The organism is Vibrio sp. 05-20-BW147, from assembly GCF_013369385.1.
Classification (GTDB): Bacteria; Pseudomonadota; Gammaproteobacteria; order Enterobacterales; family Vibrionaceae; genus Vibrio; species Vibrio floridensis.
In genome coordinates, this window is sequence record NZ_SZTO01000002.1 from 204,807 (window position 1) to 226,318 (window position 21,512).

Annotated in this window: 17 protein-coding genes; 11 read left to right on the plus strand and 6 right to left on the minus strand. The window is 47.7% G+C overall.

Annotation, left to right across the window (positions count from 1 at the left end; all coding sequences use genetic code 11):
• Positions 1–123 precede the first annotated feature (123 nt).
• Positions 124–1,161: a phage shock protein operon transcriptional activator gene (pspF, locus tag FC652_RS02265; protein ID WP_176297329.1), complete on the minus strand. Its 1,038-nt coding sequence runs from the start codon at positions 1,159–1,161 to the stop codon at positions 124–126.
• 230 nt (positions 1,162–1,391) lie between these two features.
• Between pspF and pspA the strand changes: the two genes are divergently transcribed.
• From pspA to FC652_RS02300, 7 genes are all read left to right on the plus strand, one after another.
• A complete protein-coding gene (gene pspA, locus FC652_RS02270; protein WP_011080701.1) occupies positions 1,392–2,063 on the plus strand; it encodes a phage shock protein PspA in 672 nt (223 codons plus the stop codon).
• Positions 2,064–2,078: 15 nt separating this feature from the next.
• Entirely contained in the window at positions 2,079–2,312 is a 234-nt protein-coding gene (gene pspB, locus FC652_RS02275; RefSeq protein ID WP_011080700.1) for an envelope stress response membrane protein PspB, read from the plus strand.
• Positions 2,275–2,694 carry an envelope stress response membrane protein PspC gene (gene pspC, locus FC652_RS02280; protein ID WP_080933266.1) on the plus strand — a complete coding sequence of 140 codons (420 nt, stop codon included), beginning with the start codon at positions 2,275–2,277 and terminating at the stop codon, positions 2,692–2,694. The genes pspB and pspC overlap by 38 nt, the downstream gene beginning before the upstream one ends.
• Positions 2,695–2,857: 163 nt before the next feature.
• Positions 2,858–3,889 (plus strand): efflux RND transporter periplasmic adaptor subunit, encoded by a 1,032-nt coding sequence (locus FC652_RS02285; protein WP_011080698.1) that lies wholly within the window; start codon positions 2,858–2,860, stop codon positions 3,887–3,889.
• A 1-nt stretch (position 3,890) separates the two neighbouring features.
• The gene (locus FC652_RS02290; RefSeq protein ID WP_045620156.1) at positions 3,891–4,976 is read left to right on the plus strand and encodes an efflux RND transporter periplasmic adaptor subunit; all 1,086 of its coding nucleotides are present in this window, start codon (positions 3,891–3,893) and stop codon (positions 4,974–4,976) included.
• Entirely contained in the window at positions 4,969–8,076 is a 3,108-nt protein-coding gene (vmeI, locus tag FC652_RS02295) for an efflux RND transporter permease subunit VmeI (protein ID WP_011080696.1), read from the plus strand. The genes FC652_RS02290 and vmeI overlap by 8 nt, the downstream gene beginning before the upstream one ends.
• Before the next feature lie 60 nt (positions 8,077–8,136).
• On the plus strand, positions 8,137–8,706 hold the full coding sequence (locus FC652_RS02300) for a DNA-3-methyladenine glycosylase I (protein WP_176297330.1): 570 nt from the start codon (positions 8,137–8,139) through the stop codon (positions 8,704–8,706).
• Between the two features lie 74 nt (positions 8,707–8,780).
• Here the strand turns inward: FC652_RS02300 and FC652_RS02305 are convergent, their stop codons facing one another.
• Positions 8,781–9,989, minus strand: a complete 1,209-nt coding sequence (locus FC652_RS02305) for a cystathionine beta-lyase (protein ID WP_176297331.1) — start codon at positions 9,987–9,989, stop codon at positions 8,781–8,783.
• A 124-nt stretch (positions 9,990–10,113) separates the two neighbouring features.
• Positions 10,114–11,568 carry a cardiolipin synthase gene (gene cls / locus FC652_RS02310; RefSeq protein ID WP_176297332.1) on the minus strand — a complete coding sequence of 485 codons (1,455 nt, stop codon included), beginning with the start codon at positions 11,566–11,568 and terminating at the stop codon, positions 10,114–10,116.
• 347 nt (positions 11,569–11,915) lie between these two features.
• Here cls and FC652_RS02315 point away from each other — a divergent pair, with 347 nt between their 5' ends.
• From FC652_RS02315 to FC652_RS02330, 4 genes are all read left to right on the plus strand, one after another.
• Positions 11,916–13,349, plus strand: a complete 1,434-nt coding sequence (locus tag FC652_RS02315) for a sodium-dependent transporter (RefSeq protein WP_176297333.1) — start codon at positions 11,916–11,918, stop codon at positions 13,347–13,349.
• Positions 13,350–13,475: 126 nt separating this feature from the next.
• Positions 13,476–15,089: a methyl-accepting chemotaxis protein gene (locus FC652_RS02320; RefSeq protein ID WP_176297334.1), complete on the plus strand. Its 1,614-nt coding sequence runs from the start codon at positions 13,476–13,478 to the stop codon at positions 15,087–15,089.
• 113 nt (positions 15,090–15,202) lie between these two features.
• Positions 15,203–15,898: a TIGR01621 family pseudouridine synthase gene (locus FC652_RS02325; protein ID WP_011150063.1), complete on the plus strand. Its 696-nt coding sequence runs from the start codon at positions 15,203–15,205 to the stop codon at positions 15,896–15,898.
• 20 nt (positions 15,899–15,918) lie between these two features.
• A complete protein-coding gene (locus FC652_RS02330; RefSeq protein WP_080535985.1) occupies positions 15,919–16,851 on the plus strand; it encodes a class I SAM-dependent methyltransferase in 933 nt (310 codons plus the stop codon).
• A 68-nt stretch (positions 16,852–16,919) separates the two neighbouring features.
• Here the strand turns inward: FC652_RS02330 and FC652_RS02335 are convergent, their stop codons facing one another.
• The 3 genes from FC652_RS02335 to norR all read right to left on the minus strand — a co-directional run bounded on the left by FC652_RS02335 (position 16,920) and on the right by norR (position 21,419).
• Positions 16,920–17,963 (minus strand): hybrid-cluster NAD(P)-dependent oxidoreductase, encoded by a 1,044-nt coding sequence (locus tag FC652_RS02335; RefSeq protein WP_176297335.1) that lies wholly within the window; start codon positions 17,961–17,963, stop codon positions 16,920–16,922.
• 61 nt (positions 17,964–18,024) lie between these two features.
• Positions 18,025–19,686, minus strand: coding sequence for a hydroxylamine reductase (gene hcp / locus FC652_RS02340; protein ID WP_176297336.1), 1,662 nt, complete (start codon positions 19,684–19,686; stop codon positions 18,025–18,027).
• 203 nt (positions 19,687–19,889) lie between these two features.
• A complete protein-coding gene (norR, locus tag FC652_RS02345) occupies positions 19,890–21,419 on the minus strand; it encodes a nitric oxide reductase transcriptional regulator NorR (protein WP_176297337.1) in 1,530 nt (509 codons plus the stop codon).
• Positions 21,420–21,512: the final 93 nt, after the last annotated feature.

A 21,512-nucleotide genomic window follows, 5' to 3' on the forward strand; every position in this document is an offset into this window, starting at 1 on the left:
TAATTTACCATTTAATTTACCTTGCTCCAAACAGAAATTCGTTTTTCAGCAAAGCGTTAAGTAAGCGTATTTTCTTTGAATTAAGTGTAACACCTTGCCGACAAATTGCTGGTGGACCTAGGTCTAGTTTTGTCCGACCAAAGCGTATTTTCTCACCATACCTCGGAACTGGTGATAGCTGAGCCCTAAAAGATCGGCGGCTTGGCGCTGGTTGAATTTACTGGCTTCCAAGGCTTGATTGAGTAGCTTGATGTCTTGCTCTTCCTGCCACTGTTTGTAATCAATGGGAAACGAAATCTCGGTCGTTGCTGGCGGAGAGACTTGATCGTTGCTTGTTGAACTTGAAGCAGTACTTGATGCATTCGGTTGCTCTTGTTCGGCCTTTTCGCTCTCCCATCCGGTAGCGAAGGGATTAAAAATCAATTCATCAATCGGATCTGGGTTCAGGCCGTGACGATAAATGGCACGTTCCACCACGTTTTTCAGCTCTCGAACGTTGCCCGGCCAGCGATACGCAATCAGTTGTGAACTCGCATGGGACGTGAAGCCAACAAAGTAATCGAGTTTGAGTTCGCGGCACATTTTTATCGCGTAGTGCTCGGCGAGCAACAAAATGTCCTCTTGGCGCTCTCGTAATGGCGGTAGCGTAATGACATCAAACGCGAGTCGGTCGAGCAAGTCAGCGCGAAACTGACCTTCTTCGGCCATTTTTACCAGATCCGCATTGGTCGCACACACCAAGCGAACGTCCGCGGTCAGTGGCTGATGGCCACCCACGCGCTCATACTCACCGTATTCGATCACTCGTAACAATTTTTCTTGTACCATCAAAGGCGCAGTGGCCAGCTCATCAAGAAACAGGGTACCGCCTTCTGCACGTTCAAATCGCCCCTTATGTTTCCCCTTTGAGCCCGTAAAAGAACCGGATTCATGGCCAAACAACTCGGAGTCGATTAAACCTTCAGACAAGGTGGCACAGTTGAGAGAGAGTAGGGGCTTATCCCAACGTTTAGACAGGTAATGCAAGCGCTGAGCGATCAGTTCTTTACCTGTGCCTCGCTCACCAATGATCAAGATTGGACGCTCAATCGGTGCCAGTTTTGACACTTTGTCGAGGACAGACAGAAAGGCAGGTGATTCTCCGATCAAGTTTTGCTTCATAAGTTCCTTCTTAGTGAGCGTTTGGGAAACAAAATTGGTTAAATTCACCAATATTTGGTGAAAATCATCATAGCATAGGCTCGGTGAGAGACAAGTTGAATTCTATTTTATTGAAAAATAAAGAAAATCAACTTTGGCATGCTTCTTGTTATAACGTTAATAACTAGAACACTGACTGAGTGCATTTTTAGACAAAAGCACGATATCGAGACTAATAGAGGAGTTCCATCATGGGTATTTTTTCTCGTTTTGCAGACATCATCAATTCCAATATCAGTGCGCTGCTGGATAAAGCAGAAGATCCGGAAAAAATGATTCGTCTCATCATTCAAGAAATGGAAGACACGCTGGTCGAAGTGCGTACCAACTCGGCGAAAGCCATTGCGGATAAAAAAGAGCTCGCTCGTAAAGTGGAAGCAATGGAAAGCCAAATTTCGGATTGGCAACAGAAAGCGACATTGGCGCTGACTAAGCAACGTGAAGATTTGGCGCGTGCAGCATTAATTGAAAAGCAAAAGCTACAAGACTTGATCAAAGGTTTGCATACAGAGCAAACTCTTGTGGAAGAAACCATTGAGAAACTGACTGGCGAAATTGGCAAATTGGAAACCAAAATTGCCGAAACGCGCGCGAAGCAGCAAGCTTTGATGATCCGCAATCAAACGGCTTCCAATCGTCGTGATGTTCAGCGTCATTTGAGTTCCGGCCGCACGCATGAAGCGATGGCAAAGTTTGAGCAATACGCTCGTAAAGTGGATGAGCTGGAAGCCGAAGCGGATCTCTACGCCAACTCAGGTTCATCAAAATCATTGGAACAGGAATTTGCTGAGCTTCAAGCTCAGGATGAAATTGAAAAAGAGTTGGCAAAGTTAAAAGAACAAGTGAACTCACAACAAAAATAAGCAAAGGAGCCATCTATGACGACATTTATGATTGCAGGGCCATTAATCGTATTTCTGATTTTTGTCGCACCACTGTGGCTATTTCTTCACTATCGCAGTCAGCGCAAAGTAGGTAGCGGTTTGTCGGACATAGATTTGCAGAAGTTGGAGTCTTTGTCCGGTCAAGCGGAAAAGCTTCAATCACGCATAGACACCTTGGAACGTATCCTCGATGCGGAAAACCCAAATTGGAGACGTCGCTATGAATAGTCGAGAGCTCTACCGTGACCCAGTCAACGGCAAATTGAGTGGTGTCTGCGCGGGTATTGCAAACTACTTGGCCATTGAAGTTTGGTTGATTCGAATCCTAGTGATTTCTGCGGCGCTGTTAGGCGGAAGTTTTCTGGTTATTCTGGCGTACGTTGCCCTGACATTTATGTTGGAAAAGCAACCAATCCAGTACCAAGAGGATTTAAAAATGCGTCATGACCATAAGCTCAAAGCCAAACCTTGGCAGCAAGGGCAAACGGCGGAATCCTTGTTGGCGATCCTTGAAGCGGATTTCAATCGAATTGAAAACAAAGTGCGTGATATGGAAGCGTATGTCACTTCCGATACCTTCAAAGTGAACCGTGAATTTAACAAACTTTAAGTTTGTTTTAGTAAAAATAACCCTTCTTGGGCAATTTTCATGAGAGCAAGGTTTAACCTTGCTCTCATTTTATTAAATTTCAGATATTTACAAAGCTGTTAACTGGAACAAAATCATAGTTTCATCTAAGGTATAGAGAACATTTTCTAACAGGATGATAACCATGAGAAAAGCATTGGTTTTTCTTGCTGTCGCCACAGCATTGGGAGGATGTGGTCGAGAGCTTCCTCCTATTCCCGAACCCGATTCGCGGCCTGCCAAGTTGTTCACGGTGTCGGTGGGTGACGCCAAATTTGAACGAACTTTTCCTGCTGTTTCTGAAGCGGGTGATAAGGCAGTTTTAACATTTCGTGTCCCTGGACAATTGCAGACCATTGATGTTACTGCAGGTCAAAGAGTGACAAAAGGGCAGGTTTTAGCCACCTTGAACCCAGATGAGTACGCTTTGCTGGCAAAACAAGCGAGAGCGAATTTTAAACTGGCGGATGTGCAATATGAGCGCTACAAAAAGCTTCGCGCCGATAAGGTGGTCTCTGAGCAAGACTTCGATCAAGCACAAGCCAACCACAACTCTGCGCGCGCTACGTTAGAGCAAGCTGAGGCCAACCTTCGTTACACTAAGCTGATTGCACCTTATGATGGCACCATTTCTCTTATTCCAGCTGAAAATCACGAATACGTTGCGGCCAAACAAGGTGTAATGAATATCCAAACCAATCAATTGATGAAGGTGATTTTCCAGTTGCCAGATCATCTATTGGGCCGTTTCTCTCAGGGTGTTGAGCCGAACGCGGTGATGCGTTTTGATGCATTCCCAGGGAGTGAATTCCCACTGCGCTTCCAAGAAATCGATACCGAAGCGGATACCAAAACCGGCAGTTATAAAGTCACTATGATCATGGAGCGTCCTGCCGATCTTGGAGTGCTCCCCGGTATGGCTGGTAGTGTCCACGTGAGTGCCAAATCTCAATCTGCCACACAAATCCCTACCTCTGCCATCTTTAAGCAAGATGAGAAAAAGTATGTTTGGCGAGTGAATGATCAGAGCATTGTTGAGCTCGCGGAAGTGGAGCTTAACGACAAGCGCGAAGTGGTTAATGGTCTCAATGATGGTGACCAAATCATTATTTCTGGTGTCAGTGGTATCGAGTCAGGGATAAAAGTTCGTGAATGGGTTAAAGAGCGAGGGCTATAACGTGAATAAATGGATTGGTTTAACCGCGTTGTCCGCCGCTTTACTGTTAGCCGGATGTGGGCAACAAAATCAGCCAGCCGCTTTGGCTGACCCAAATGTCAAAATTGTCTCGTTGACTGACGAAGAGATGATCGACAGCCTCTATTTCCCTGCTGTAGCAAACGCTGCAGAACGTTCTCACCTCAGTTTTCGAGTCGCCGGAGAAGTCAGGAGCTTATACGTCAAAGAAGGGGATAGGATAAAAAAAGGCGATGTGATTGCTGAACTTGACCCCACTGATTACCGCTTGGACGTGGATAACGCGCAAGCAAGGTTCTCGGTAGTGGATAGCCAGTTTAAGCGCTCGGAGCCGCTGGTGAAAAAAGGGTTACTGGCAAAATCTCAGTTTGATGAGATCGCTGCGCAGCGCCAAATTGCACTGGCTGAACTTGAATTGGCAAAACTGCGCCTCTCGTTTACACAGTTAAAAGCACCTGTTGACGGCATCATTTCACGAGTCAGTGTTGATCAATTTGAAAACGTTCAAGTTGGGCAGCAAGTGGTCAACATTCACAGTGTTGATGAAGTCGAAATCTTAATTCAGCTTCCCGATCAGCTGTATGTCAATCAGCCCACCAGAGAAAAGCTTGAGCAAGTTGATGCCCTAGTTCGTGTTCGCAGTGGAAATGAGTACTCGGCAAAAATCAAAGAGTTCACCACAGAGCCCGATCCAAAAACAGGCACCTTTACGGTCACGCTGACCATGCCGATGCCGGAAAAAGAGTACATCTTAGACGGCATGGCCGTTGAGGTGACTTCACGAGGAGAAGGTGTCGGGCTGGAGCTGAACTCGGGTATTCGTGTACCGATTGAGGCCATTTTTAATGCTGATGGGGATGAGCTGAATCGAGAGAAAAAATTTGTTTGGGTGTTAAACGCGGACAATAGCGTTAGCAAACGTCAAGTCGTTGTAGGTAAAGCGTCGAAAGAGAGTGCGCAAATTATTGAGGGGCTAACGCATTCAGAGCAAGTGGTGGTGGCGGGTATCGCACGACTGCGCGACGGCATTAAAGTGAATGTGATTTCTCAGGAGGCGAACAATGAGTGATAAACCAGTAGTGTCGCCTCAAAGCGATGATGAAGTAACGGGCGTCGCAGCGTATTTTATTCGAAATCGTGTGATTAGTTGGATGATTTCGCTGATCTTTTTGATTGGTGGGGTGGCTGCGTTTTTTGGTTTAGGTCGTTTAGAAGATCCGGCCTTTACCATCAAAGACGCAATGGTGGTGACCTCCTATCCGGGCGCTACGCCTCAGCAGGTTGAAGAAGAGGTAACTTATCCACTTGAGAAAGCGATTCAGCAATTAACTTATGTGGATGAGGTTAACTCCATTTCCAGCCGCGGGTTATCTCAAATCACTGTGACCATGAAAAATAATTATGGTCCGGATGATCTGCCACAAATCTGGGATGAACTGCGTCGTAAAGTCAACGACCTTAAAGGTCAGCTTCCTCCCGGAGTGAATGATCCGCAAGTGATTGATGACTTTGGTGATGTGTACGGGATTTTACTTGCAGTCACAGGCGATGGTTACAGTTATAAAGAACTGCTGGATTATGTCGATTATTTAAGGCGTGAGCTTGAACTGGTCGATGGGGTCAGCAAAGTTTCCGTCACTGGACAACAGCAAGAGCAAGTGTTTATCGAGATATCGATGAAGCGTTTAAGTAGCTTAGGTATTTCACCAAACACGGTCTTTAACCTGCTTTCGACGCAAAACGTGGTGTCTGACGCTGGTGCGATCCGAATTGGCGATGAATACATCCGTATCCATCCTACGGGTGAGTTCCAAAACGTCGATCAGTTGGGCGATCTCATCATCACCGAGAGCGGAGCTCAGGGATTGATCTATCTTCGCGACGTGGCCGATATCAAGCGTGGCTACGTTGAAGTGCCGAACAACATCATCAACTTCAATGGCAAACTGGCGTTGAACGTCGGCGTTTCTTTTGCACAAGGTGTCAACGTGGTGGAAGTGGGTAAATCCTTCGACCGTCGCCTAGCAGAACTGAAATACCAGCAACCGGTTGGCATTGATATCTCCGAGATTTATAGCCAACCGAAGGAGGTGGATAAGTCGGTCAGCGGGTTCGTGGTGAGTTTGGGGCAAGCAGTTGCGATTGTTATTATCGTCCTGTTGTTCTTTATGGGCTTGCGATCTGGCCTGTTAATTGGTTTGATTTTGCTGCTCACGGTACTGGGTACCTTCATCTTCATGCAGTATTTCAAGATCGACTTGCAACGTATCTCTCTCGGCGCGTTGGTTATCGCACTGGGGATGCTGGTGGATAACGCCATTGTGGTGGTTGAAGGGATATTGATTGGCACGCAAAAAGGCCGAACGCGTCTGCAAGCCGCGACCGACATTGTCACGCAAACCAAGTGGCCGCTCCTTGGGGCAACGGTCATTGCGGTGACCGCGTTTGCGCCTATCGGTCTATCTGAAGATGCAACAGGTGAATACTGTGGCACGCTCTTTACCGTGTTGCTGATTTCTCTGATGCTGAGTTGGTTCACTGCGATTTCTTTAACGCCTTTCTTCGCCGATATTTTCTTTAAAGGCCAGAAAGTGAATGTGTCAGAATCGGGCGAAGAAGTGGACCCGTATAACGGCATGATCTTCGTGGTATACAAGAACTTCTTAGAGTTCTGTATGAAGCGAGCTTGGCTGACCATGATCGTGTTGGTGCTGGGTTTAGGCGTCAGTTTGTACGGCTTTACATTGGTTAAGCAGGCATTCTTTCCATCGTCGACCACGCCAATGTTCCAAGCCGATATCTGGCTGCCGGAAGGGACGGACATTCGAGCGACTAACACCAAGCTTAAAGCGTTGGAAAGCTGGTTAGCCGAACAAGACAATGTCGAGCACATCACGACTACAGCGGGTAAGGGTTTGCAGCGTTTCATGCTGACCTACGCACCAGAGAAGAGCTATGCCGCGTATGGTGAAATTACTACGCGTGTCACCAGCTATGAAGCCCTTGATCCTTTGATGGCGAAATTCCGCCAGCATGTCAAAGAGAACTTCCCAGAGATCAACTACAAATTGAAGCAAATTGAGTTAGGTCCAGGCGGTGGTGCGAAGATCGAAGCGCGCATCATCGGTTCGGATCCAACGGTATTGCGTTCAATTGCCGCTCAGGTGATGGATATCATGTATGCCGATGCAGGGGCTACCAACGTTCGCCACGACTGGCGTGAACGTACCAAAGTGCTTGAGCCACAGTTTAACGAAAGCCAAGCTAGACGTTACGGCATCACAAAGTCGGATGTGGACGATTTCCTCGCGATGTCGTTTTCGGGAATGGCGATTGGTATTTATCGTGATGGTACGACGTTAATGCCGATTGTTGCCCGTTTACCTGATGAAGAACGTGTGGACATTCGTAACATCGAAGGAATGAAAATTTGGAGCCCGGCGTTAAGCGAGTTCATCCCTCTTCAACAGGTGACGTTAGGCTATGAATTGCTTTGGGAAGACCCAATTATTGTGCGCAAGAACCGCAAACGCGTGCTAACGGTGATGGCTGACCCTGACATTCTTGGTGAAGAGACCGCGTCAACGTTACAGAAACGTTTGATGCCACAAATCGAAGCCATTCAACTGCCACCAGGTTACTCTCTGGAATGGGGGGGGGAATATGAATCCTCTCGTGATGCACAAGCGTCGCTCTTTACCACCATGCCAATGGGTTACCTGTTTATGTTCTTGATCACTGTGTTCTTGTTTAACTCAGTGAAAGAGCCATTGATCGTTTGGCTGACGGTGCCTCTGGCGGTGATTGGGGTAACAACTGGCTTGTTAGCGCTCAATACGCCATTTGGTTTTATGGCGTTACTCGGCTTCTTAAGCTTGTCTGGCATGCTGTTGAAAAACGGTATCGTATTGCTTGATCAAATCGAAATAGAGATGAAGTCAGGCAAAGATCCGTATGTTGCGGTTGTGGATGCGGCGTTGAGCCGTGTTCGCCCAGTCTGTATGGCGGCGATCACCACGATTCTGGGCATGGTGCCTCTGTTACCCGACATTTTCTTTAAACCGATGGCAGTCACCATCATGTTTGGTCTGGGTTTTGCGACAATCCTGACACTGATTGTCGTGCCAGTGTTGTATCGTCTCTTCCACAAAGTGGCGGTGCCGAAATAAGTAATCGGCCTAGGAATCTAAACGCCTTCACCTTGTGAGGGCGTTTTTATAAGGAGTTAGATGATGGCAGAACAAAAAACATGTGCGTGGGCGATGAATCACCCTTTAGAACGTGAATATCATGATTCGGAATGGGGTAAGCCTGTTTACGACGACACCATACTTTTTGAGTTCATGACGCTCGAAGGTGCACAGGCAGGATTGAGTTGGATTACGATTCTGAAAAAGCGTCAAGGTTATCGAGAGGCATTTGAAGGCTATGACCTCAAACGACTCGCGCAACAGGGAGAGCAAAGGGTTGAGGAGGTCATCGCTCAGTACGATGTGGTGAAACATCGTGGGAAAATTGCGTCGGTGTTTAGTAATGCACGCGCTGCATTGGCGCTTCAAGAAGAGTTTGGTTCACTGTCTAACGCTTTGTGGTCGTTTGTCGACCATCAGCCGATTGTTAACCAATGGCAATCGATGGATGAAGTGCCCGCGGTCACGGAGCAATCCAAGGCGCTCAGTAAGTTTCTTAAAAAGCGTGGCTTCAAGTTTGTTGGAGAAACCATTTGCTATGCCTTCATGCAGGCAGTCGGGATGGTCGATGACCATTTAATTGATTGCCCCTGTAAAGCACACCGATAAAAAACAACCCCGCAGAGATGAGGGGCTGTTTGATGTACATCAGCGGGTGGGTCGCCTGATGAGGTAAACCGCCGTTAGCTGAGAGAGGTTTCTCTTTCAAGAATCAATGCGTTATAACGTTCAAACCCCGCTTCGAGATCGGCAATTAGGTCTTCGACATTTTCTAAACCAATATGCAGGCGGATCAAGGTACCTTCAAAGTTCGGATTGGCGACAGTACGTAAGCTTGAGAAACTCTTTGGTTCATTGGCTAAAATTAAGCTTTCAAATCCACCCCACGAATAGCCCATGCTGAAGTGTTTCATTCCATCGAGCAGCGCTGTGGTTGCGCGAGGGTATGAGGTCTTCAATACAAAAGAAAACAGGCCATTACCGCCAGTGAAATCACGGTTAAAAAACTCGTGACCAGGGCAGCTCTCCAATGCTGGGTGGCGAACATGGTCCACTTCTGGTCGGGTTGCGAGCCATTGCGCTACTTTTAGGCTGGCTTGTTCGTGTTGACGCAAACGTACATCAATCGTTCTCAGACCACGCAGACCAAGGTAGGCGTCATCCGGTGAGACGCACTGTCCCATCAAATAACTTTGCTCACGCAACTGATCCCAATAGGGCTCGCTTGCGACAGCGGTTCCCAGCATCACATCCGAATGGCCAACAATGTACTTCGTTGCTGCTTGAATCGAGATGTCTACACCATGCTCGAAAGGTGAGAAGTTGACACCTGCTCCCCACGTGTTATCCAGCATCACGATGATAGCGTGCTCATGCGCAATACGTGCGAGAGTTGGGACATCTTGCACTTCCATGGTAATAGAGCCGGGAGATTCCAAAAACAGCACTTTGGTATTGGGTTTAATGAGCTCACGAATGCCTTCTCCAACCATCGGATCGTAATAGGTGGTTTCTACCCCCATTTTTTTCATGATCTTATCGCAGAAATCGCGAGTCGGTTCGTAGCAGGTATCGACCATCAGAATATGATCGCCGGTTTCGACGAAGGAAAGAATCGCGTTGGAAATGGCGGCGGTGCCACATGGGTAAAGTGCGCAACCGGCACCGCCCTCAATCTGTGTCATCGCTTCTTGAAAGGCGAAGTGGGTATGAGTGCCACGACGGCCGTAAAAAAGTGTTTTGTTGGCTCGATTGACGGTCGCGTGGTGTTTGTCTGCCACTGTGTCAAAAACCACCGTCGACGCACGTTGAATTGGCGGGTTTACCACGCCATTTGTCCATTTTTTATCGCGTCCAGCGGTGACCAGCTTGGTTTGTTTGCCTTCCGACATGTTAATTCCTTGTCTATGAGAGAATGCCCTATTTAAAACATGGAGCGTATAGGCTTGGCAAGGGTTGCAAAGCAAAAACATCCCCGACAAGGGGATGTTTTCAAGTTGTCACTGTGGGTGAGTTTCACAGCAAAGGATTAAAGAGGTAGTAGAGTCGCTCAAAAAAGCGCGAGTAAAGTGAGCGTTTGTCCCAATCACTCGGGATCACCGAGTGAGACTGAGATTTATAGTTTTGTTGTAATTGGTGCATTTGCTGGGTGAAATGCTCATCGTCCACCGCCAGTGTGACTTCAAAATTAAGCCACAAACTGCGCATGTCGATGTTGACCGTCCCAACGAGACAAAACTCTTGGTCTATCACAACTGACTTGGTGTGCAGCAGCCCACCGTAAAATTCGAAGATCTTCACACCCGCTTCCATAAGCTCGCTGTAAAAGGAGCGAGAAGCCCATTGCACCATGAGGGAGTCATTTTTGTGTGGAATGATCAGTTGCACATCAATACCACGCTGTGCGGTCATTTTTAATGTGTCGAGCAAATTGATGCTTGGCACAAAGTAAGGTGTGGTAATCGTGACTGAGTGGTTCGCTTGGTTGATGGCGAGAATCAACACTTGAGAAATCAAGTTCTCTGGCATGCCTGGGCCCGATGGAACCACTTGAATGGGGTTTTGGTATTGTGTTGAGTCTAACGGGCATTCAGGCAGTCTGGGTAATTGGCGATGTCCAGTTTCTACTTCCCAATCCCAGCAATGAATGGCGGAAAGAACGTTCACCGTTGGGCCTGTCAAACGCACCATGATATCCACCCATTGCCCAACGCCGCTGCTTTGTTTGAAGTAGGCAGGGTCGACCAAATTCATTGACCCGGTGTAGGCAATCTCATCGTCGATAACGATGATTTTTCGGTGTTGCCTCAGATCAAGACGACGCAAGAATATACGCCACGGGCTCACTTCTAATGCTTGTACCACGTGAACACCTGCACTCACCATCATCTGATGCCAATGGCTGCGGAAAAATCGCGGGCTCCCCGCAGAATCCAGTAGTAGTTTGACATCCACACCTCGTTTGGCGGCTTGGATAAGCGCTGAAGCAACAGAGTCCGCTAAGCCTCCGGGATGCCAGATGTAAAACACCATGCGAATGGAGTTTTGTGCGTTTTCAATATCACGAATTATAGAGCGAAGAATTTCTTCAGGCGAACGTTGCAAAGAGAGCGTGTTGCCACTGAGTGCAGGCAAACCTAGTCGAGTATTGCACAGTTCGTCAATACGATAGATGTGTCGTCCCATCGACTCTGGCGTGTGAGCTTGACAATCATTTAGCTGAGAAAACCAGGTTGCGAAGGGCGAGAACATCGATTTTGCACGTTCAGCACGCGTTCTACCCAGATTTAGCTCGCCAAATAAGAAATAACAAGCGACCCCTAAGACCGGAAGAATATAGATGATCATCAGCCATGCGAGCGAAACGCTCACGGCGCGACGTTTTAATACCACTCGGAACGTCACACCAGCAATTAACACCCAGTAAAGGCCGAACCCCGCAAGAGTGAGGAAATGGTAGAACTTATCCATCACAATCCCATAAAAACCATCAGACAATTCAGATAGTAAGCTGAAACAGCAAAATTAGGAATAGCTCACGTCATAGCGAACGATGTTCATATAGGTGTTAGTTGTAAATATTTTGTAAAATTTAGCTTGAAGGGGAGTTGTTGGTGAAAAAATCAGCACTTAATCGCGTTAATTAAATGTTATGCGGAAAAATAGACTGTTCGGGCTTCCAATTTTATTCTTAAACTGTTTTACTTGCTAGTGAGATGACGTCAAGCAAACATAGTTTGCGTGTAAAAAATTTTGTACATAATCAATTTCGACGTTCATCTAAGATGCAAACACAACATTTTATTTGGAGATAGAGCGTGGATACGAGTAATAAAAGTGCAGCGCCACGTGACACGTGGGGGTCTAAGCTAGGCTTCGTAATGGCAGCCGCAGGTTCTGCGGTCGGTTTAGGCAATATATGGAAATTCCCTTACACAGCAGGTGAGAGCGGCGGTGGTGCGTTCGTTGCAATCTACCTATTTTTTGTAATTTTTATCGGCTTTAGCGTAATGCTCACTGAGTTTGCGATTGGTCGTAAGACAGGTCTTTCTGCGGTTGGCGCATTTAAATCAACGGATCGTCGTTGGACGTTCACAGGCGTATTGGGTGTATTCAGTGGTCTATTGATCATGGGTTTCTACCCAGTGGTTGGTGGCTGGGCACTGGCTTATATTTTCAAAGTCGGTGGTGGTCTTTTAAGCACCCCTGAAAACATTGGCTCAAGCTTTGGAGCATTTATTTCTGATCCAGTTCAACCGCTGATGTGGATGGGCATTTACCTAGTGCTTAACGTCTTGATTGTTATGCGTGGTGTTTCAGGCGGTATCGAGAAAGCGGGCAAGGTCTTAATGCCACTGCTATTTATCATCCTCATCATCGTATCGGTGAAAGGTTTGATGTTGCCAGGCGCGATGGCAGGTCTTGAGTTCCTGTTTATGCCGGACTTCTCGAAAGTGAACAGTAACGTTGTCCTTGCAGCACTGGGTCAGGCGTTCTTCTCACTGAGCTTAGGTATGGGTTGTATGATGACTTACGGCTCTTACTTGAAGAAGAAAGAAAACCTTGTACAAACCACAGGCATGGTAACGGCTATGGATACGGGCGTTGCTATCCTAGCGGGTATTGCAATGTTCCCAGCGATGTTTGCTTTTGGCATGGAGCCAGCAGCAGGCCCTGGCTTGGTATTCGTTGTTGTCCCTCAGTTGTTCTCTGAAATGGGTGGTGTCATTGGCCTAGTTCTAGCACTTCTGTTCTTTATCGGTTTGACTGTAGCAGCACTGACTTCTTCCGTTTCGCTTCTAGAAGTGGTGGTTTCTTACCTCATCGATGAGAAAGGCATGAAGCGTTCAACAGCGGTTGTATCGTCAAGTGTTGTGATGGCCTCTTTGTGTGTCTTTGCTTCACTATCACTAGGTGGTGTAGGTCCAAAACTATTTGATACTGGTGCATTTGATATCTTCGACTTGCTAACCGATAAGATCTTCCTTGCGGTGGGTGGTATGTTGGTGTGTATTTTCGCAGGCTGGCGTTTAAGTCGCGAAGAGCTTGAAAAAGAAGTAACCAACAATGGTGAAGTCTCCTTCCCTCTATTTGGTGTTTGGTACAACTTAGTCAAATACATCATTCCAGTGGCAATCGCGATTGTTGCGGTAATGGGGATTAAGTCCGGTTTTGAAAGCGGTAAAGGTGAAATTATGGTGTTAGGTATTTCTATCTTTGTCTTTGCTGGATTGCTCTCCAAGAAGCTGTAAAGCAACTGCGTCAACTTGTAAAACCTCCCTTGCGGGAGGTTTTTTTTTTGCGATGCATAATGCTCAATTTATTGACAACATGGTCGATACTGTTGTTAAGAGAACAACTACGTAAGGACGTACAAAGTGAAGATGTCAGTAAGAAAAAAATTATACGCTGGCTTTGGCAGTGTATTGGCCATTATGCTCGTGATGGTGACGACGATTTGGATAGAAGTGACTCAGTCTCATCAGATTGCCAATGAAGTACAAAATGATGATGTTCCCGAGGTGATCACTTATTTAATCATGATTGATGAAGCCGGGGATGTTTACCGTGGAGCGCTCGGAACCGTAACCGGTGTTCAAGGGGCTCAAGAGGATTATTTTGCAAACAAGCAAGAGTTTGCTGAGGTGGTTGCTCAAGCGAAAAAGTTTGAGTCTTCAGGCACAGCCGATTTTAGGGAAGTAGAGAAAATTGCAGCGCTCATGGCGCAGTTTACTCAGCAGTTTGAATCGCAAATCCTTCCAACACTGGGTAGTGATACGGACAATGATAGTTTGCAGAGATTGCGCTCGCTCTATCAGAGCAACCTAGTTCCGATAGAAGATATGCTTGATAGGGTTTCAGAAAAAGAGCTCGCTGGCGCTGATGTCGCCATGGAGGAACTATCAAGTTCATTGGGGAACATCGAACGCACCATCATGATACTCACCGCGATTGGTATCGTCCTTACGTGTACCATTGCTTATCTGCTTTCGAATTCGATTACCGTCCGTTTGAGTAAGCTAGATGAAGTGGCTCAACGTGTTGCTGGTGGCGATCTCACCGCAGAAGATATTGAAGATCGTTCAGGCGATGAGTTGGCTAACCTCGCCGCGTCCGTCAATAAAATGCAGCATTCGCTTGTGAGTCTCATTGGCTCAATCTCTTCGGTCACCCGTGAAGTGCAAGTGGTGACTGGCGATCTCAATAATGTGAGCCGAGACATTGTTCAGGGCGCATCCGCGCAAGCTGACAAAGCGAATTTGATTGCCACCGCGGCCGAAGAGCTTAGCCTCACCATCTCTGAAGTCGCGCAACAAGGCACCTCAACGTTTGAGGAAGCCAAACGTTCAGAGTCTTCAGCCGAAGAAGGGCGAAAAGTGATCGTCGATATGGTGGCGAGCATTCAGCAAGTCTCTCAGCAAATGAGTGATATGTCGGTGCAAATGAACGCACTAGGAACACATAGCGAACAAATTGGTAGCGTGATTAAGGTGATTGAAGATATTGCAGCGCAAACCAACCTACTGGCGTTGAATGCGGCGATTGAAGCGGCCCGCGCTGGTGAGTTTGGCCGTGGTTTTGCGGTGGTAGCAGATGAGGTTAGAGCGTTAGCTGAAAGAACCACCAAAGCGACCAAGGAAGTCGCAGATATTATTCAAGCCATTCAATCAGGGACGCATGATGCGGTGACTTACACTCAAGACAACTGCCGTTTGGTTGAAATTGGTGTTGAGCAAAGCCAAGGTGCAGTCGCGTCACTGGAGGCGATCGTGGCTGGAGCGGCGAACGTGCAAAGCATGGTGAATTCAATCGCGACCGCCGCAGAGGAACAGACCGCCGTGACCAAAGAAATCGCCTCTGACATCACGGCCATCAGTGACATCTCAGAGCAATCTCTTGCACTTGCCAATCGCAGCTCAGCCAGCGTGGCTGGGCTGGGAAGCAAAGTGGCACAGCTTGAACAGTTGATTGGTAAGTTCCGTATCGCGTAACACCGACGCACTCTGGCTCTTTGGCTGGTATTCATGGTGATAAAGGGTATACTTCGCCCTTATTCTTGAAACCAGCCATTGACGCTTCATTGGGCTTAAACGCTTTTTACGCCATGTTTGACATACTCTTCACCCATCCCGATTTTTTAATCATCAACAAATACCCGCATGTTTCGGTACATAAGGACGATGGCGACACCATGTTGCTCCAAGAAGTCGCGAAAGTGAGTGGAGATGAGCAGCTTTACCTCATTCATCGTTTGGACAAAATGACTTCTGGTATTTTGCTGCTGGGAAGAAACAGCACGGCGGCCAGCGCGCTGTCACAACGCTTTGCGCAACGAGAGGTGGAGAAGTTCTATCTCGCCATTGGTGCGAAGAAGCCAAAGAAAAAACAAGGTACCGTTATTGGCGATATGGAACGCTCACGACGGGCCAGCTGGAAGCTGGTCAACAGTAAGCAAAATCCCGCCATCACGCAGTTCTTTTCCCTTGCCGGAGAACCGGGAGAACGTGCCTTTCTGTGTAAACCCTACACGGGCAAAACCCACCAGATCCGCGTGGCGTTAAAATCGGTAGGCTCAAGCATTATTGGCGATCCCATCTACAATGCGGGCAGCGATTCCGATCGTGGTTACTTGCACGCGTTTTGTCTTGGTTTCCAATACCAAGGTGAGCAATACCACTTCGTGTGCGACCCGAGAAATCAACCCGCCTTGGGTGAGAAATGGAACAGCGAGGCGCTTAACCAGGCGATTGAACAATGGTTAACACCTTGGCAACTCAACTGGCCAACCATCAATAAATAAACGAATGAGTAGAGACAGAGATGCAAGCATCACACCTAACGACATTTTTCCAGCATGTCGAATCGCAGTTACAGCAAGCTCCCGATGAGATTCGCCGTCTTTTTCATGGGCGTGGCCGACGTTTTGAAGGGCTAGAACAAATTACCTGTGATTGGCTGCACGGCCAGTTGATCGTCAATCTCTTCAAACAAGTGGATGAGGCGTTCTTGCAATGCCTCAGAGAAGGTTTGTTAGCCCTAACGCACACACCATTGTGGCAAGAGAAGCTTGGTCGTTGCGTGGTGATTCAGCACCGCTATGCCGATGGTGATCCAGCCGAAGTGTTGGTTGGCGAGTTGGAAGCACGTCCTGTGGTTGTCGAAAGTGGCCTGAAATATCAATTAGATATTGGCCGAAATCAGAACTTTGGTCTCTTTTTGGATATGCGCTATGGTCGCGATTGGGTACGCGAAAATGCCAAACACAAAAATGTACTCAACTTGTTTGCCTACACCTGTGGTTTCTCTGTTGCGGCGATCGCGGGTGGAGCGGACAAAGTGGTGAACGTCGATATGGCCAAATCGTCATTGTCGAAAGGGCGTGACAACCACAAGTTAAATGAGCACAACATCAATCAGGTAAGCTTCTTGGGATACGACATCTTTAAATCTTGGGGAAAAATCAAAAAAGCGGGCCCTTATGATTTGGTGATTATTGATCCGCCGTCGTTTCAAAAGGGCAGTTTTGCACTAACCAAGGATTACCAGAAGATTCTTCGCCGTCTGCCAGAGTTATTGACAGAACAAGGTGAGGTGTTGGCATGCGTTAACTCTCCCGCAGTGAGCAGTGATTTCTTGATTGAAAGCATGAAAGAAGAAGCGCCTCAGTTGACCTTCCGTGAGCGTTTGGACAATCCCCCTGAGTTTATGGATATCGACAGTGAAGCCGCGCTGAAAGTGCTGCGCTTCAATTAACAGCGTATCCACCGCACGTGAAAACGCCCTCAATCGTGAGGGCGTTTGTTTATCAAATGCATAGCTTGTTAGTGCAAGCTCACGTCCAGATCCGATTCGATGTGCGATGAGCAAGCCAGAACATAACCTTGCGCAATTTCGTCGGCGGTGAGCGTTTCTTGGCTGATGGAACGCACTTGGCCACTCGCCACTTTGCACTTACATGAGCCACAAATGCCACTGCGACAAGCGACAATCAACGGCAGACCCGCATTTTCAAGTACATCTGCCAACAACTGACCTTTCTTGGCGTTGATGGTTTGGGCGAAGTCAGGCACCGAAATACAAACCTCTTCATCGCTCGCTTCCATAGCTTCGACTTTCTCTGGGGTAAAACTTTCGTGATAAAAGTGGTTCATATCAAACCCTAAGGCTTGCAAATAGTCTTGCGTGTCTTGCATAAACTGATTTGGCCCACAGAGATAGATGGTACGAGTGGCAAAGTCTGGCACCAAATCTTGCAGCCATTGCGCATTGAATCGCCCTTGTGGGTGCGTTGTACCTTGGGCATCTTTGAGCAGCAGCTTTAAATGGAAATGAGCATAGGCCGACTGGCAGGTGGATAGGTGATCAAAATAGATCGTTTCTTGGGCTGAGCGGGCAATATGAAGAAACTCAATATCGACATTCATCTCGTTACTCAGCCAATGTTTGGCCATGGCAAAAACGGGAGTGACACCACATCCAGCGCTGATCAAGAGTGCTTTCCCTTGTCCATCTAATTCACGTGGTGGGTGATCAACACAATTAAACTCACCCGCAGGGGCGAGGGCTTGAACCGTATCTCCGATAAGCAGAGAGTCGATGATGAAGTTCGACACTTTGCCCCCCTCAACTCGTTTGATGGTGAACTGAAGGTATTCTTCACCAGCCAGCGAACTGATTGAGTAGGCACGAAATTCCATCTTGCCGTCGATCTCTACACCAAGGTTAACGAACTGGCCTGGCTTAAATTGAAAAAGCAGCGATTCAGTGAGATCAGCGAGACGGATGGAAACCGTGTCATCGGTTTCAAAAAACTTGTCTACGCATTGCAACGTTGCGGGTTCGTTGCCTTGCCATTCAAAAAACATAGAGCACTCTTTGTTGGGATAGAAGGAAGATAAGTGCCCTCACGAAGGAGGGCACGAGTGATTAAGCGGCAAGAATGGTGTTCAGATCGTCCTGAACATTACCGATGCTGCGCATATCAAACTTCTCTTGAATGATGGCAATCAGGTTAGGGGTCAAAAACGCAGGTGCCGTTGGACCGGTGTAAATGCCTTTCACACCCAGTGCGAACAAGGTGAGTAGGATAACAATCGCTTTTTGCTCAAACCATGAGAGGACAAGCGTTAGTGGCAGTTCGTTGATACCACAGTCAAACTCTTGCGCCAGCGCCAACGCCAATTGAATCGCGGAGTACGCGTCGTTACACTGGCCAACATCGAGTAGGCGAGGGATGCCGTTGATGTCACCGAAGGTGTTTTTGTTGAAACGGAACTTACCGCAAGCAAGCGTTAAGATCAGCGTATCTTCTGGTGCGGCTTCGGTGAAGTCGGTGTAGTAGCTGCGCTCGACCTTGTCACCGTCACATCCCCCCACAAGGAAGAAATGTTTGATGTTGCCTTGCTTCACTTGATCGATCACCGCAGGGGCGGCATTCATCAGTGCGTTACGGCCAAAGCCGACGGTGATCATGTGCTCGATCTCATCGTGTTGGAAGCCCGGTTGTGCCAACGCAGATTCAATCACGGCACTGAAATCGTCACCTTCAATATGAGCGACACCCGGCCAGCCTACGATGCTACGCGTGAACAAACGGTCTGCGTATTGGCCCACGTTGGGGTTCAGCAGGCAGTTTGAGGTCATCACAATGGCACCCGGGAAGTTCGCAAATTCTTTTTGTTGGTTTTGCCAAGCACTGCCATAGTTACCAACTAGGTGTGGATATTTGTTCAGTTCTGGATAGCCGTGTGCTGGTAACATTTCACCGTTAGTGTAGACGTTGATGCCTTTGCCTTCGGTCTGTTGCAAGATTTTTTCTAAATCGTGTAAGTCATGGCCGGAAACCAAGATGCATTTGCCTTTGACTGGTTTGACGTTGACCGCAGTAGGAACCGGGTGGCCGAAGGTCGCGGTTTCGCCATGATCGAGCATTTCCATCACTTTGTAGTTCATTAGGCCAATGCGCATTGAACAGTCTAGCAGCTCGCCAAGATCTTCAGGATCGGTGCCTAACCAAGCCATGATTTCGTGGTATTCCGCATAAATGTCGTTGTTGGTTTGTTCCAACACGCGTGCGTGTTCCATATAGGCGGCGGCCCCTTTTAAGCCGTACAGGCAGAGTAAGCGCAGGCCAATGACGTCTTCATGAACACTTTCTTTGCCACGATTGACCGCAACTTGTGGGGCGAAGGCGAGAATGGCTTGTGCGTTTTCTGGCAGTTCAAACTCGGCAACCGCAGGAACCTCTGACAGTGGCGAGTTTGCCAATGAAGAGGCAGTGAGAACTTGGTCTTTTAGCTGTGCTTTAAATTGAGCGGCTTGAGAGGTTAATTGCAGAATACGTTCAGGATCGAAGTTAACGTTGGTCAGTGTGGAGAAAAACGCTTTTGGCGCCCATTGATTTATTTCATCGTTAATGATGCCGTATCGATGTGCTTGAGTCGCCCAGTAGGAAACCCCTTGTAATGAGTAGACAAGGACGTCTTGTAAATCGGACACTTCTGCGGTTTTCCCGCACATACCTTGAGCAAAAGAGCAGCCTTTTACGGCTGGGGTTTGAATCGTCTGTTCACATTGAATACAGAACATAGTTGGCGTCTCCGGTGTCGTTACCCCTAAACGAAATGGGTTTAGGTTGTTGTTATTAGATTAAAAACGTTCACCTAAGAGCAGATTGCGTGCCAACTATTATCTATATGAAATTAAAGAATTTATTTTTAAATCGCTCATGCCTGTGATGTAAAAAAGACACGCTGCCCGTGTCTTTTTTACATCAAGAAATACTCAGCTGCTTACGCTTTAACCCCTAATTTTTTCCCCATCCGGTACAAATTGCCTCTGTCCATCTGTAGAAACTCTGCGGCTTTCGCCCAAATTCCATCCGATTGGGATAAAGCGTGTTCAATTAATTGTTTTTGATAGGATTCGACCAACTCTCTCATCCCTTGAGCTTGTTCAGGAAAGAGGGTGGATGTGTTTTTGACATCAAGTTGATTTGTCAGTGTCCCAATATGGTCGCTTTTGATGGTGGTCTGCCCTTGTTGAATGGCATGCAAAGCGGCGCGGGTGAGGGTGTGTTCTAGTTCACGAACGTTACCATACCAAGGTAGATGCTCTAATTGGTTCAAAAGTTTTGGGTGAACATGCAAGTTAGGCTCATTGAATTGATGGCGAACTTTTTCAAGCAGATAACCGGCTAATACTGGGATATCGCCTTCTCGCTCACGCAAGGCTGGAACCTTGATTGGGAAAACATTCAGACGATGGAAAAGGTCGGCGCGAAAATGGCCTGTTTCGACTTCTTTCTCCAAATCTCGGTTGGTGGCAGCAATGATGCGCACATTCACCAATAGGTGTTTATCACTGCCGACTCGCTGTAATTCGCCTTGCTGAATCACGCGCAGCAATTTGGCTTGCAGTACCAGAGGCAGCTCGCCCACTTCATCAAGAAAAATAGTGCCCCCATCAGCCAGCTCGAATTTCCCTGCACGATGCTGATTGGCGCCGGTAAAGGCGCCCTTTACATGCCCAAACAGCTCACTCTCGGCCAATCCTTCTGGGAGCGCCGCACAGTTCACGTAAATCATCGGCTTGTCACTGCGATGTGATTGCGCATGAATGTTATGCGCCACCAGCTCTTTGCCCGTGCCCGTTTCTCCCATGATCAATACTGCGTAATCTGAAGGGGCAACGGTGGTGATTTGTTTGCGTAGCTGATTGATTTGCGGGCTAAATCCCACCATTTCTCCTTGCTGAGATCGCGCTTGCTGGATCAGCGTTTGCGTGACGCTTTTTTGCTTTTTGTTTTGCGCTTTCAAGGCTTTGAACTGGGCAATATTGCGCAAGGTGGCCGCAGTTAAGGCGGTAAAGGTTTCCACCATCACGGGGTCGAGATAATCAAAGGCGCCGACGGTCAGTGCATCCATTGTTAGTACACCAACCAATTGGCTGTCGACATAAAGGCTGCTGCCAAGACAATCGTGCACATCGATACATTGATCTTCGGTGAGCAGCGAACCATCAAAGGGATCGGGTAGGGCGCAATCGGCATCAAAGCGCACCGTGTGGCGACTTTGTAAAATACGCTCCAAACGGGGATGAGTGGCGGGAAAATAACGCCGGCCTAATACCGCTGGGGATAAGCCCTTCACCGCAACGGGCGTAAGAAAACCGTCTTGGTCAAACACAAATAACGCGGCGGCATCACAAGGAAATACTGAAGCGATGCCATCAATCAAGTGTTGGTACTGTTGTTCGCTTGATAGGGTTGAACTTAAATTCAGTGCGATTTTCAACACCGCTTGGTCAATCGTTTGGGACATAACCGCCTCTTATGGGATTTTGAGCGGTTATGCTACCAAGCTGATGTCATTTGAACATCGCATTCAGGCAAAAGTTGATGTTCTATTGACGTC